This is a genomic window from Cohnella endophytica (assembly GCF_003628305.1).
Taxonomy (GTDB): domain Bacteria; phylum Bacillota; class Bacilli; order Paenibacillales; family Paenibacillaceae; genus Cohnella; species Cohnella endophytica.
On the sequence record NZ_RBZM01000009.1, the window covers coordinates 1 to 14947 of the forward strand.

12 protein-coding genes are annotated in these 14947 nt (G+C 51.9%); 1 reads left to right on the top strand and 11 read right to left on the bottom strand.

Annotation, left to right across the window (positions count from 1 at the left end; translation table 11 throughout):
- The 11 genes from D7Z26_RS20265 to D7Z26_RS20315 form a co-directional block, all read right to left on the bottom strand.
- On the bottom strand, positions 1-1469 hold a 1469-nt coding region (locus tag D7Z26_RS20265), incomplete at its 3' end, for an Ig-like domain-containing protein (protein WP_199731749.1).
- 1098 nt (positions 1470-2567) lie between these two features.
- Positions 2568-2780 (bottom strand): hypothetical protein, encoded by a 213-nt coding sequence (locus D7Z26_RS20270; RefSeq protein ID WP_120978859.1) that lies wholly within the window; start codon positions 2778-2780, stop codon positions 2568-2570.
- Between the two features lie 413 nt (positions 2781-3193).
- Positions 3194-4765: a 23S rRNA (uracil(1939)-C(5))-methyltransferase RlmD gene (gene rlmD, locus D7Z26_RS20275; RefSeq protein ID WP_233567079.1), complete on the bottom strand. Its 1572-nt coding sequence runs from the start codon at positions 4763-4765 to the stop codon at positions 3194-3196.
- Positions 4762-5712, bottom strand: coding sequence for a diacylglycerol kinase (locus D7Z26_RS20280; RefSeq protein WP_233567080.1), 951 nt, complete (start codon positions 5710-5712; stop codon positions 4762-4764). Before D7Z26_RS20280 ends, rlmD begins: the two co-directional genes overlap by 4 nt.
- Before the next feature lie 23 nt (positions 5713-5735).
- Positions 5736-6530 carry a sirohydrochlorin chelatase gene (locus D7Z26_RS20285; RefSeq protein ID WP_120978862.1) on the bottom strand — a complete coding sequence of 265 codons (795 nt, stop codon included), beginning with the start codon at positions 6528-6530 and terminating at the stop codon, positions 5736-5738.
- A gap of 173 nt (positions 6531-6703) precedes the next feature.
- Positions 6704-8209, bottom strand: a complete 1506-nt coding sequence (locus tag D7Z26_RS20290) for an ABC transporter substrate-binding protein (protein WP_120978863.1) — start codon at positions 8207-8209, stop codon at positions 6704-6706.
- Positions 8210-8307: 98 nt separating this feature from the next.
- On the bottom strand, positions 8308-9234 hold the full coding sequence (locus D7Z26_RS20295) for a carbohydrate ABC transporter permease (RefSeq protein WP_120978864.1): 927 nt from the start codon (positions 9232-9234) through the stop codon (positions 8308-8310).
- Positions 9235-9249: 15 nt separating this feature from the next.
- On the bottom strand, positions 9250-10236 hold the full coding sequence (locus D7Z26_RS20300) for an ABC transporter permease (protein WP_120979110.1): 987 nt from the start codon (positions 10234-10236) through the stop codon (positions 9250-9252).
- Positions 10237-10391: 155 nt separating this feature from the next.
- Entirely contained in the window at positions 10392-12005 is a 1614-nt protein-coding gene (locus D7Z26_RS20305) for a response regulator transcription factor (protein ID WP_120978865.1), read from the bottom strand.
- Positions 12006-12031: 26 nt separating this feature from the next.
- A complete protein-coding gene (locus D7Z26_RS20310) occupies positions 12032-13804 on the bottom strand; it encodes a cache domain-containing sensor histidine kinase (protein ID WP_120978866.1) in 1773 nt (590 codons plus the stop codon).
- A gap of 170 nt (positions 13805-13974) precedes the next feature.
- Positions 13975-14295, bottom strand: coding sequence for a YerC/YecD family TrpR-related protein (locus tag D7Z26_RS20315; protein ID WP_120978867.1), 321 nt, complete (start codon positions 14293-14295; stop codon positions 13975-13977).
- A 174-nt stretch (positions 14296-14469) separates the two neighbouring features.
- On the opposite strand from D7Z26_RS20315, the gene D7Z26_RS20320 reads away from it, so the two are divergent.
- The gene (locus D7Z26_RS20320) at positions 14470-14898 is read left to right on the top strand and encodes a tyrosine protein kinase (protein ID WP_120978868.1); all 429 of its coding nucleotides are present in this window, start codon (positions 14470-14472) and stop codon (positions 14896-14898) included.
- Positions 14899-14947: the final 49 nt, after the last annotated feature.

Genomic DNA, 14947 nt, shown 5'->3' on the forward strand with positions numbered 1-14947 from the left:
GTCACCGTTACGCTGTCAGTCGTATCCGTCGCCGTGTACGTCACCGCTTCCGCTTTCACGCTTGTCACCGTGAACGTCGCCACGCCGCTCGCGTTCGTCGTTCCTTGCGTCGTCGTTGTCGTCGAGCTGCCTGTTCCTTGTGCCAGACTCACCGCTTTACCGCTCACGGCGTTACCGTTCGCGTCCTTCAGCGTCACCGTCACAACCGCGCTGTCCGTTCCGTCCGCTGTTACGGTCGCTTTAGACGCCGTTATCGTAGATACCGATGCGCTGACTGCTCCCGGTACGAACGTCACGCTCGCCTTCTGTGTTACTGTCACGCTGTCCGCTGTTACGGCTGCTGTATACGTCACTGCCTCTGTCTTCGTACTCTTCACCGTAAACGTCGCCACACCGCTCGCGTTCGTTGTCCCTTGCGTCACGGTGATCGTCGAGCCGCCTGTTCCTTGCGTCAGGCTTACCGCTCGTCCGCTGATCAGGTTATCGTTGGCGTCCTTCAACGTCACCGTGATGACCGATGTATCCGTATCATCAGCAGCTACATTCGCCTTCGACGCCGTTACCGTCGATTTCGACGCGTTTGCCGCCCCCGGCTGGAACGTTACGATCGCCGTTGGTGTCACCGTTACGCTGTCAGTCGTATCCGTCGCCGTGTACGTCACCGCTTCCGCTTTCACGCTTGTCACCGTGAACGTCGCCACGCCGCTCGCGTTCGTCGTTCCTTGCGTCGTCGTTGTCGTCGAGCCGCCCGTGCCTTGTGCCAGACTCACCGCTTTACCGCTTATCGGATTGCTGTTTGCATCCTTTAGCGTCACCGTTACAACCGAGCTGTCCGTACCATCTGCTACCACTGTCGCTTTAGACGCCGTTACCGTCGATTTCGATGCGCTGACGGCTCCCGGTACGAACGTCACGCTCGCCTTCTGCGTTACTGTCACGCTGTCCGCTGTTACGGCTGCTGTATACGTCACCGATTCCGCCTTTGTACTCTTCACCGTAAACGTCGCCACGCCGCTCGCGTTCGTTGTCCCTTGCGTCGGCGTGATCGTCGAACTGCTGCCAGCGCTTGGCGTCAGGTCCACCACTTTGCCGCTGAGCGGGCCATCGTTTGCATCCTTAAGCGTTACCGTGATGACCGACGTATCCGATCCATCAGCAGCTACGCTTGCCTTTGACGCCGTTACCGTCGATTTTGACGCGCTTGGGGTAGAAGGTTGGAATGTCACGCTTGCCGTCTGCGACACCGTTACGCTATCCGCTGCTACCGATGCCGTGTATGTCACCGTTTCAGCTTGCGTGTTCTTCACTGTGAACGTCGCTACACCGCTCGCGTTCGTTGTCCCTTGCGTCGCTGTGATCGTCGAGCTGCCCGTTCCTTGCGACAAGTTCACTGTTTTCCCGCTGAGCAAACCACCGCTCGCGTCCTTCAGCGTCACTGTAATCGTCGATGAATCTATGCCGTCTGCCATTACTGTTGTCTTCGAGGGTGTAACACTCGATTGCAAAGCGTCCGTTTTAGAAGCAACTTCATTAAGAGTAGGATTGTTAAAAAAAATCTGAATTTGTTCTGAAGATTGTGCAACAGACCCGACTCCTGTAAGCAAAAACCTTGCTTTCTGCCCGGCTTTCCCGGCAACCGCACTTGTGACATTGATTTTCACAACATCGTTGAGACTAACGTTGTCCTGAAATCCTTGCAACACATACAGCGACGTATTCCCTAATTCATTTGTACGAGGCCAACCAGTATCACCATCTGCGAAAACAGGAATCTTACTGCCTTTATACTCATAAACATTTACAATCTTCTGAAGCGCATTGTTATTAGTGGAAATACCCGTAATTTTAAATTGCATCTCAACTTCATTTCCGGCGGCTGGATAACCTGCCGGAATATTATACTCCACAAAAACATGAAATTCCTTACCTTGACCGCCATCGAAGCCTACCCCGATATATGAATCATCATACCCGTAAGCGAAATCGTGCGAGGCAATAGCCGCAGGGCTTATGGGAGCAGCAAGCGCAGATGGAACGAATACAACTAAATTCGCTCCCAATAGAAATGCAAGAAATAATAAAGCCGCGCGTTTTAGTAACATCTGAAGTCCACCTTTTCAATATTCATTCGATTCCAAGCACATCTATGTAAACTTGTTGTTGATACACCTTTTTTCTGGCATAACATAGTCCAAGAGCCACGTTCCATTTACGTTAACGAATAAGTTACCCTCCGATTTTATCATGGTAGATGGGACCACTTTTGAATTACAAAGAAAACTTTAAGTTTGCGCCGATGGGCGAGCTGATCGCCGAGAACCGCAAGCCGAAAGAAGCGTAATATTCAATAAAGAAGCCCCCCAAGGAATCTCCGATTGCTTCGGGGGAGCTTCGATGTCGCGAACGCCGACTCTCGGGAACTGAACCTCTTGAGGATCATACGCTTAATTCTATTTGCGACGGATCGCGCGGTTAAACCAAATCCTCCTGCGCGTGGTTCGCGATGGTGATGTTCTCGCCATGAAATCCCGAGGAGGTGCCAAGCGTATACCAGCTGCCGTTCGCGCCTAAGCCGGTCGCGCCCCTCTCGCCGCGGTTGCCCGCGATAATCGCGTCTGTAGCATTCCCGGTAAGGCCGATGAAAGAGATGTTTCGCCCAAGATGCTGAGACCGATATTCGGAGCTTCAATTACGCCGCCTTCCCTATACGTCAAGTTCCGTCCAGTACACGCCGGGGGCAATGTATACGTCGCGCCCGTTGGCAGCGTCAGATCGCGCATTCACGCCATCCCCCCCCCCTAATTACAAATGTCGTCACATGCAATGATGCCTTGGACCCCATGACAGCTAGCTTTTCTTCGTCAAAAACCTACAAATCTTACTTCTAATTTATCATGGTAGATTGCTCCATATATGAAATGTAAAGAAAACTTTAAGTTCCCGCTTGCAATGCACCAAGGCAACCAGCATATATCTTGTCCCCTGATTCGTAACAATTCTCTCAGGAATGACGGGGTCAGTTTCGTGGGCCAGCCCAATCATAAGATAAACCATATGCAGAACAATCATCACGCTGATGGGGGGGCCTCTTAGCCTCCACTTCTTTCGTTCGATCCGGTTGGCGCATAACAAAGAAACCCAAATATTAAATACATTCGGGCTTCAATATACAGGTAAATGCGGCTCCTAACTACTACTTCCTTACAAGCGACACACAGCACTCCACATGCCCCGTATGAGGGAACATATCCACCGGCTGAACCTCGACCGTACGATAGCCTCCATTCTCGAGCAACCGCAAATCCCTAGCCAGAGTCGAAGGGTTACAAGAAACGTAGACGATCCGCTCCGGACGGAGCTCTAGCATCGTCTCCAACAAACGCGGGTCGCAGCCCTTGCGAGGAGGGTCGACGACGATGACGTCGGGCGACACGCCTTCCCGTTGCCACTTCGGCATCACGACTTCGGCTGGGCCGACGGCGAACTCGGCGTTCCGGATGCCGTTCAGCACGGCATTCCGACGCGCATCTTCGATGGCTTCGGGGACGATCTCGACCCCATACACGCGCGCAGCGTGGCGGGCGAGAAACAGCGAGATCGTGCCCGCTCCGCAATATGCGTCGACGACGGTTTCTTCGCCGGTCAGCGCCGCGTACTCGACGGCTTTGCCGTACAGCTTCACCGTTTGCTCCGGATTCACTTGGAAGAACGAGCGCGGAGAGATCGCGAACTGGATGCCGCCGATCTCGTCGTAGATGACTTCTTCTCCCCACAACACGCGCGTTTCTTCACCGAATACGACAGGTGTAATCGCCGTGTTTACGTTCTGGCAGATGCTTACGACACCCGGCACCGATTCGCGAATAAGCGAAACGAGCTCCAACCCGTGCGGAATATCACGACCGTTCGTGACGAGCACTACCATCCGATGCCCCGTCGTCCGGGCATGCCGAACGACGACGTGTCGCAGCAGACCGCGTCCGGTCTCGCGATTGTAGGCGGAGATCGCCAGCAATCTCGCAGCCTCTTTCACCGCGCGAACAAGTTCTTCGTTCTCTTCCTGCTGAATTAGACAACTATCCATCTCTACGATGTCGTTGCTTCCCATCTCGTAGAAACCGCCGACCAAACGGTCAGCGACGACTCCGATCGGCACTTGCGCTTTGTTCCGATACCGCCAGGGATCGCTCATGCCGATCGTGGGGTGAACGATTACGGCTGGACGTGCCGACTCCATAGATCCCGACTCTTCCGTCTTACCTGCCAAGCGCGTTTCTCCCTGAACAGAGAGCTTCCCGATCCGCGTCAGGTTGTCGACGACATGCTGCCTCTTCCACCGCAGTTGCGCCGCGTAATCCATATGCTGCAGTTGGCAACCTCCGCAGGAATCATAGATCGGGCAGGGAGGCTCCACCCGAATCGCGGTTTCCGATCCTCCGTCCACTATCTCGCGAACGACCTTCTCCATTCGCGCTTTCCCAAACGACTTGCCTATGCTAATGACGACCGCCTGCACCAGTTCCCCGGGTAGAGCGCCACGAACAAAAAGGGTATAGCCGTCGACGCGGCCTACCCCTTCTCCATCGTGCGTGAGCCCGACGATCTCGCAGGTTACTCGCTCCCCGGCGGAGACGGGTACCCCTTTCAGAGTCGTACGTTCATTCTCTCTCGAATTCTCGCTAGCTCTTGTATTCGATCTTCCATTAGATCCTGCCTTAGATCTTCCATTCGATTTCCCATTCAACCTCGACTTCACTCCGCTCATAACATCAACGCCCGATTCGGGCCGCCGTTTTTCCGATAGGACGATACGCCAAGCTCGTCTACGATGACCTGCAGATGCGCGGGCAAGATCGAGAATTCGCATGGCAGCGTCCCGCCGAATTCCCCGTCCAGATTCAACTGAACGCGGTCATTCGTCTCAACCACGATTCGCTTGCTCTGGAAATGAAGAAAGTGCTGATCGTTCGTGATCAGCTCGCCGCGCATGACCATCGTGGCGATGCGGAGAAACTCCGCCAAGTTACACTTGCGCAAGGCTAGCACGTCGAACACCCCGTCGCTCGTGCTGGCGTTCGGAGCAAGCCGATCGAATCCCGCCACGGAATTGCTGTTCGCGATCAAGAAAAGCATGAATTCCTCTTCGAATTCCCCGACGCCTTCCGCCGAGATTTTCATATGGGTTGGATGAAGACGCGTGATCTTCTCCAATCCCTTCATATAATAGGCAAGCTGTCCGACCATCGTCTTCAGCTTGCTCGGTACTTCATAGGTCAATTCGGTTAACGAGCCGCCGCCGGCGATGTTAATGAAGTAGCTGTCGTTCGCGCGGCCGACGTCCACCGGGGTCGTGAATCGCTTCGTGATCAGATCGCATGCGTGCTCCCACTTGCGCGGAATCCCATGCGCGCGCGCGAAATCGTTCGTCGTGCCAAGAGGCAGAATTCCTAGCGAAGGTCTGCGTTCGTGGCCGGCCATTCCGCTTACGATCTCGTTCAGCGTACCGTCCCCGCCCGCCGAAATGATCATGTCGAAACCGCGCTCGACGGCCTCCGAAGCGGCTTTCGTCGCGTCTCCCTTGCATTCCGTAGCATGACAAGACGTCTCGATGCCCCCGCGTTCCAACCGTTGCAGGATCGCCGATAACTTACGTTTGACTTCCTCGCGACCGGAAGTCGGGTTATAGATTAATCTAGCTCGAATCGTATCCAACCGAATCCCCTCTTCATCTCTGTTCAATCGCCTATGCCTTCCGACCATTCCCGCGCCTGCCGGACAATCCAATCCGCGACGCTAGGATGCGGCATAAGCGCGCTTCCCAAGTAACGGCATTCCTTCGCTAAGCCTGAGCTTTCCAACCGCTTAGGAACGACTTCCTTAGTAAAATAACCAACGCTTAAGAATAAGGCCATCACCAACACTTGACGGTCCGGATAGTCGGCCTTTAACAGCTCCAACTTCTTTTGTACCTGGTTCGGAAGCAAAAGTGCCGTTGAGCAGGCCTCATATCCTCCAACCTTCATTACCTCGAACGCGATTGCGTCAAGTCCCCGTTCCCAGGCTTCTCGGAAACCCGCCTCATCGCTCCCATGACCGACGAGGAGCACGCTTTCCCGAGACGTATCCACCGACATTTCATTTAATCTATCCAATACGATTGTTATTAACTCCGGAGCATCGTCCATTGGCTGACCATAAGTAAGCTTGAGCTTCCCGGATATCCGAAGCTTCTCTAGCTCCGTCTCCGTTCCGGGTTCCGGATAGGCTCCCAGCGCCCACCCGATCTCGTCCACATGCGTACTGCCCGACGATACGAACAGCGGCAACGCGAATACGTGCGTAACGCCTTCGTTGACCAGCCTGTCTAGGCCATCCTGAATGAGCCGACCTTCCACTAATTCAAGGAACGCGGCTTCGACGAGGATGGCGGATCCGAGTCTGACACGTACGGTCTCGATCGTCTCATCCACGAGAGTTACCCAGCCTGCGTCTTTTGATCCATGACTTATCACAAGAAGGCCTAGCTTCATGAACGAGCTTGCCCCTTTCAATGCCGTCTACTACACATCATCTTATCATGCTAGCGAAACGTAAAGCCAATGTCAACGCCGACAATCGTTCGAACAATTCGATTGCTCCGCCTAAAGAAAAGACCGTCAGACCAGAGGTCTGACGGTTGACTTACGATTGATTTAGAAGCGGATTATTTCTTCGCAGCCAAGAATGCGTTCAATTGTTTTTGTTTCTCTGCAAGCACTTTATCCAGTCCGTTCGCTTGCTCTTTTTTCTGGAATTCCGCCGCTTTGGACGGGTCGATCGATCCTGTCTCTAATCCGGCGATATATTTGCTGCGAACGGTAACGAGCGCGGCCACTTGCGATTTTACGGGTTGAGCGTTAAAAGTGAAGCCCAGTGCCGGAGACAATTTAGCGCCTCTGTTGAAGTTTTTGAATTGCGCCCATTTGTTCGAAGCTTCCGTATCCCATACGTAGTTCAGGAATTGGTTACCGAACATCCAAGTTGCGCCTGGGTTGTAGTTCGCTGCGCTTGGGCCTGCTTTGATGATCTCGCTGGACACTTTTACGTAGTGCTCGCCTTCGATACCGAAGTTGAGCAGGTTGTTCAAGTATTTGTCGGAGTGAAGCAAGTTAATGAACATCATGGCGCGAGCCGGATCTTTGGACGTCGAGGAAATACCGAGCATGGAACCCGCTGTTTCACCGGTCGATACGGTACGATCGGTCATGTTGATTTGTTTCAGCTTGCCTGCCAAACCTGCAGCAAGAGCTGTTTCGGCGTCTTTACCCGGTTTCAAGGAAGCGGTAATCATGAAGACATTGCCTTTTTTCAATGCGTCTTGACCGGACAATTGCGTTGTCGCCGCATCTTTGTTGATATAACCTTTTTTGAAGAATGAGCGCGTAAGAGCCAGTTGATCCATATACTGCTTGTCGTCGAATCTCGTAATGACTTTCGTGCTCGTGCCGTCTTTACGGATTAGACCTTCAATCGTCGTGTCGCCAAGGAAATCTTCTTGAATGAAATAGTGAGCGTTGAAGTTATCGCCGTCGCGAAGGAACAGCGGGGTCATTCCAGGTTGTTTCGCTTTAACCGTAGCCAGGATCGGATCGAGATCGGCGACTGTCTTAACGGCATTCAGCTTAGCGGTCAATCCAAGCTTGTCGGCGATGTCTTTGCGATAGATAACGCCGCCTTGCGCAGCCAGTTCTTTGTTCGTAGGTACGCCGTAGTTATGGCCGTTTACTTTGGCGCCCGCCAAGAAAGCAGGATCAAGGGATTTCGTGATATCTTTGCCGTATTGCGCCAGCAGGTTGCCTGCAGGACCGCTTGCATCGTCGAGCGCCAGGAACACGTTCTTGGCTACGTCGTTGGCATGGCCGTTCCATTGGGCCGTGAAAATAATGTCCATCGGCTCGCGGCTTGCTTTAAGCAGGTTCATTTTGCTGTCCCATTGTCCCCAATCGATCGGTTGCAGGTCGATGGTCGCATTGATTTTCGTTTTCAAGTACTCGTTAATTTTGGCTTCGATCTTAGCTTCGTCTTTCGCCGGTGTACCCGGATAGTAGAAAGATAATTTGTATTCCGGAAGCGAGGAAGCAGCGTTCGATACGGAAAACGTCGGTAGGAGCAAGGATGCTCCCATTATGACGGCCAAACTTTTTCTAAACTTGATTTTCCCTTTTAACATGCGGTATTGCCTCCCTTTTCAGATAGGTGCGAATGTATACTCAACCGGCCGGTAACCGGATCGAGCCGAACATAGTGTGACGCTAATCCCTCGGTTGGTTAGCCCTTGACCGCGCCGACCGTCAACCCTTTAACGAAAAAGCGTTGGAAGAACGGATAGGCGAATACGATAGGACCGATACCGACGACGGCCATGGCCATCGTTACCGTCTCCGTAGGTAGTTGGAAATCGGGATTCTGGGCCAGGATCGCCGAGTACGCCGTTGAGTTGGCGCTGAGGAACGTAATGTCCAATAGAGCCTTATACATTTTGAATTGGATGCTGACCAAGCTGTCTTGATTGATAAACAGCAAGCTCATAAACCAATCATTCCAGTAAAGGAGCGTACAGAAGAGACCGACGGTCGCGAGCACGGGCAACGAAAGCGGCAGCACGATCTGCAGGAATATCCGCCATTCTCCCGCGCCGTCGATTTTCGCCGATTCCATAAGAGCCGGGGGTACCGAATTGGTGAAGAAAGTACGCAGGATGAGAACATAGAAGGGTTGCACGAAGTACGGAATCATGAGTACCCAGATCGTATCCCGCAAATGAAAACCTTGCGTGTATAACAGATAGAAGGGAACCAATCCACTGTTGAACAGTAAGGTGAAGAACATGATGAAGGAGAAAATTTTGCGATGCTTGAAGTCCTGCCGGGAAATCGGATAGGCGTATAGGGCCATCGTGAGGAGCGCGATTAGCGTTCCGACAACCGTGACGAATATCGACACCCCGTAAGATCTTACGATGCTTACCCAGTCGCTTATTAAGAAGTCGTAAGCCCCTGTGCTGAACTTCTCGGGCCAGAACTTATAACCGTTAATCAATACCAACTTCTCGTCCGAGAAGCTGACCATGATGACGAGGATGAGCGGAAGCACGCAAATTGCCGTATAGATCCAGAAAAACCCGTTTATGAAGAAGTTGGAAATGCTCGATATTTCGTTCACGTTTTTACTTCGTTTTGCCGAAACTGTCGCCATGAATGCTCACCCCCCCTAGAACAATGCGTCATCTTTGCTGATTTTACGGATAAACAAGTTCGACATGAATACCAACACGAAACCTACGACTGCTTGATAGAGACCTGCCGCGGAGGACATCCCGATGTCGCCGCTTACGATGAAGCCTTGATACACGTAAGTATCGATGACGAGCGTCGTATCGTAGAGGATTCCCGAGTTGCGGGTCACTTGGAAGAACAAGCCGAAATCCGAGTAGAAAATACGGCCGATTTGCAATAACGTCAAAATAATAATGACCGGACGGATGAGCGGAATCGTGATACTCCAGATTTGACGCCATTTCGAAGCTCCGTCGATCGTTGCGGCTTCGAAGTACTCGTTATCGATTCCGATGATTGCCGCCAGGAACATAATCGCGTAATATCCGATATATTTCCAGGTGTTAACGAGCGGGAGAATGAACGGCCACCACTTCGACTCCGTATACCAATCGATCGGATTCAGCCCGAACCAAGGAAGAACGACCTTGTTAATAATCCCGATGTCCGAATTCAAGAAGGCATATACTAAGTAAGAAATGACGACCATCGACAGGAAATAGGGGAGGAACATCGTCGTTTGGTGAAACTTGGCCCACCGCCGGCTCCTCATCGCGTTGAACATGAGCGCCAACGCCACGCCGATCACGATGTTCAAGAAAATAAATACGGCGTTGTATCCGATCGTGTTTCTCGTAATCGTCCAAGCATCCGTCGTGCTGAACAAATAGTTGAAGTTCTCCCAGCCCACCCACTTGCTGTCCAGGAAGCTTTGGACAAAGCTGTTGGACGTATATTCGATCTGTTTGAATGCGATCAGCGAGCCGATCATCGGAAGATAGTTGTTCATGAGCAATACGATCAACGCGGGGGCCATCATAATATAGAAGCTTCCGAATCTCTTCCAATAGCCTAGATTTTGTTTCGCGCGCGATTTCGTTTTCGTTGCCTTAGAGGCAATCGCTTCCGTTGCAGGTGTCATCCCCATCACCATCCTTATCTCTCTTGTAGGTTAATTGTACCGGGGTGACGGGACTATGATCTATCTACTGCGGTGACCGAAATAGCACTCCTGTGACATTTTGGAAACCTATCAAGCTAATCTTTTTGGATGCAAAAACGGCTCTCGCGAGCCGCCTAATGCAAAATTTGATGTTTCTTGCGATATTCTTGGGGAGATAAACCCGTCATCTTCTTAAATAATTTAGCGAAATAGGAGAAATGCACGTAACCGACATCTTCCGCTATGTTGCTTACTTTATCGTTCGTTTCGACAAGGTATCGCTTGGCGCGATCGATGCGCAACTGGGCGATATAGTCCGATAAGGAGAAGCCGGTTTCTTTCCGGAACATCCTTGATAAATACGCCGGATTTCGGTAGATCGAATGGGCGATATCGTCCCGGGTCAGCTCCGTATGCAGATTGTCCTGAATAAACGTTTGTACCTTGGCAATGACCGCGGAAGTATCGCGATGGCGTTCCGCGAGCGCTTGCCCCATTTTCAGCACAATTTTCCCGGACCACGCCGCCAGTTGCAGCGCGGATCGCGGTATCTGGGCATCCTTCAATTCGTTCATGGAGAACACGTCATAGATGGAGAAACCCTTGCGATAGGCAGACTGGTAGAGCATGTGAAGAATCCCGTATTGAAATAGCTCCAACGCTTCGCGGCTTGCCGATTCGGCTTGCCAATTGTTCAACAATTCTTCGATACGCGAGACCAGCTCTTCATGTCCGCCGTTATCGAGTAGTGCTCCCCAGTCCGCGAAAGACGGAAGGGTGATTCCCATGCCGCTATTTGCCGATCCCTGTCCGGACAGCGTATCCAGCACGGACTGCGGCGCGGACACGTTGGCCCGTTCCATCTGTTGCAATCTCTCTATCGAGCCAGCAAGCTCGCCGATGTTCGTAGATTCACCTACGTAACAGGATACTCTGCAATGAAAATAACCGCTGCAGGCTTGTACATATTCCTGGCAACGCTGAAGCAATTCAGCACGGTTCGCTTGTTCGCCTTCCTTCATATAGAGCAGTACCATGTTAAGCTCGTTGCGATCTTGCAGCACCGTCCCCGGCCATTCGCTAAGGATCGTTTCCGCCGCCGCTTTCCGCAGGGCATACTCCATAATGCTCTCGTCCCGCGCATCCAATTCCATGTCCCATTGCTCGATGCTGAGCAAGACGGGAAGCAGATTGCTGTCGGCATCCAGAGGAATGTTATAGTATTCGAATTGCCGATTGAGCCGCTCGGGGGATAAGCGCACCCGTCCGGACAACAGCTCCTGCCAGAAACGTTCGACCAATATGGGCAATTGATCCGACCATTGCCTCCGGTTGACGTCCAGCAACTCCTCGAACATCATTTGCTCTTTTCTCATTCCGATCTCCGCGATGGCGCGCTTTACGATCGTTTTTAACGCGTCGTGATCGACCGGCTTCAAGACGTAATCGAAGCACCCGTTGTGTAGCGCCTCTTGCGCGTAATCGAACCTGGCATGACCCGTGAGGAAAACCGTTAACGTCTGCGGCCGATGATCCTTAATCCAACGCAGCAGTTCCAAGCCGTTCAGGCCGGGCATCTCGATATCGGAGATGACCAGATCCACGGGATGCTCTTCGAGCAGACGGGTAGCCTGGTTCACGTCCTCGGCCTCCAGAATTTCCTGAATCGGCAAGTCGCTCCAATCGATCCCCTGCGTAATGCCCTTAAGGGCGTATATTTCATCATCGACGACGAGTACTCTAACCATCGTAATCCTCCTTGGTCTGGCGATGTTTATGCTCCGATCTCGAAAGTGTTCGGGCGCTGGATCGGCAGGCGTACCTTTACGATCGCCCCGCCGGACTCTCCGTTTATGAAGGTAATTCCACCTTCTTCTCCGTACAGCATTCTAAATCGGCGAAGGATGTTCCAGATTCCGAGATGGTTCTCCCCCTCGTTCGCGAAATGCGTTCCGCTTCGCAAGTCGTCCAGGAACTCCTCCGGGAACCCGGGACCGTTGTCCGCGATCGTCAGGATAATGAACCGATCGGGCTCTTCCTCGTCATTGCCCGAAGCAATGCGAATATGAAAAGGCAACCCGTCTTGCACTTTTTTGTAGAATCCGTGAATGACGGAATTTTCGACGAAAGGCTGCAAGAGAAGCGGCGACAACTCCACCTGCAGATGCTCGGGAAGCACCTCGATGTCGTATTCCAGCTTCGTGACGTAACGTATTTTCTGGATCTCCAGATAATGCTCGATATGCCGAATCTCATCCTCGAGAGGCAATACCGTGCGATGTCCGAGCATCAGGAAGCGGAAATAATCGGCCAAGTGCAAGCTTAGCTTCTGCACCGACTTGAAGTCCTTTAACGCCGCGAGATTATAAATAATATTAAGGCTGTTCATATAGAAATGCGGATTGATCTGAATCTGCAAGTGCTTGTACTCCGCCTTCTGGACGCGAATCTGTTCCTCGTATACGTCGATCTTGAGCTTCTCGATCTGTTCGGCCATCAAGTTAAACGTTCCCGACATGAAGGCAAATTCGCTATTGTCCGTATTGATCGGCATCCGAACGTCGAATCGTCCTTGACCTAGCTTGCGCATTCCGCGTACGAGCCCAACCAAGGGTTTAAACATAACTCTCTGCAGGAATACCAAATACAAAGAAAGCACGATGGCAACGATTAACGGGATCCAGACGTAGAGCATCTTTTGGAAAAAAGGAAGGTTTTTTAAAATATACGTTTCGGGAATGACGATCATATAGTGGATATCCGAAATCCCGGACGGTTGCGTGATGACGAGATAATGATTTTTGTTCCACGACGTTCGCCCTTGTTTGGTCATCTCCACGATATCTTTGTGCACGACCGTTTCCTCGACGACCGGTAACGGCGAATTCGTCAGCGCGTTGCCCTCCGAATCGACGACGAACGTAGACCCTTCCGGTCCCACGTCGAACTTGCTTACCTCTTCGTTTAAACGATCGACTTGCACGAGTGCCCCCATATACACTCCGAAGCCTAAATCAACGGTTTTAATTAAATAATTGGTATCCTTGGGAATGGAGAAACGCTCCCAGCGTTGGGTTTCTTGCGGCAAATCCTTGGAGGCGAGCTTCGTGGTGTAATCTAGCAAGGCGGATTGAACTTCCGCGAAGTGAAAGCTATACTGCGTGGAGAAAAACATGTCGTCGTCTTTGCGGGAATAGACGAAAAAAGTGTCTACTTTATTATAATAACCGGTATCCTGCAGGAACCGCTGCGTCAGCACCATCTTGACCATCGTGTAATCGGAATCGTCTTCCGCTAAAGATAAAGCCTGCAAGGACTGAATGTCCGAATCGGTTCTCATCCGGTACAAATATCTCATCGTCTCCTGCAGAATGGCGTCGTTATTCCTCACCTGCTGCGCCATTAAGTTGTTATAGTGAAGCGATATTTGATCACGAACGACGTTTGTCGCATAAATATTGTTATAGATTAGAAATAGCACCATGGGCGCGATCATAAGCAGAAAACCAAATACGATCTTGAACCGTACAGACTGCCAAAACGACATGAATTCTCACCCTCGGAGCTAGTCTTCGTTCCGCTTTTAGCATACCGCACGCCAATGAAAGCGGCAACATAAATCCAATGCCCGACAACAAAGAAACCGGTCTCTCGGGGAGCCGGTTTCTCGAACTATGCTATCGTTACTAAATGTTAATCGCAATGCTAGGATAGAAACTACTCTACCTCGGCTACCGCTTCGTTGCCGAAACGGCCTAACCGTTCCAGCGACATCTTGTACCCGTCGTTGCCGTAATTCAAGCACCGTTTGACCCGGGAGATCGTTGCCGTGCTCGCTCCCGTTTCCGATTCGATCTGATTATACGTATGCCCTTTGCCGAGCATCCGCGCAACCTCGAGTCTTTGCGACAAGGACTGAATCTCATTCACCGTGCACAAGTCGTCGAAAAATACGTAACACTCCTCGACGTTCTTTAAGGTCAGAATCGCTTCGAATAGTTGATCTATCGATTTATCGTTAAGCTTTTTAAGTTGCATCAGGCCGCACCCTTTCACTCTCACGCTTTGGTTCCATTGTACTTCGTACCTGCCAATACTTCAAGCGTCACCGTATTCACGCATTACAGAAGTAAAATGTTTCTGGGCCCGGGCATTCGTCCACGCCCGATGCCCACGAATGTCATAAGCTAACATTAAAAAGGGTGTGACTCCATGAACGAATCGCAATCGCCCCCCATACGCAGTTGGACGTCAGACTTCGGACAGGATCAATTCCCGGGAATCGAAGACTCGTTCTCCGGTCCTCCCGCCGTCATAAATCCGACCGCAATCGTTCCCGCGCCAACGGCGACTCCTACGAAGGCCAAGGGGGGGCTCCCCTTTAACCTGACCAACCTCGGCGATCTGAAGGCGATGGTCGATCGCATGGGCGGCATCGAAGGGGTACTCTCGACGATGGGCAAAGTGCAGAAGTTCATGTCCACGATGCAACAGATAGCCCCCATGATCAAGTTATTCATGGGCAACAAAGGGAAAAAATCCGCGTCCGCCACCAAGAAGAGCCCGACCACGCGCAGGCGTAAGACGACTCGGCCGTCTGCAGGTAAAGGGCGTTCGAAGAAAAGCGGCAAACGTCGTTAACCGCGAAAACTGGCCTCAAGCAGCTTACGCTGCCTCAGGCCAGTTTTTG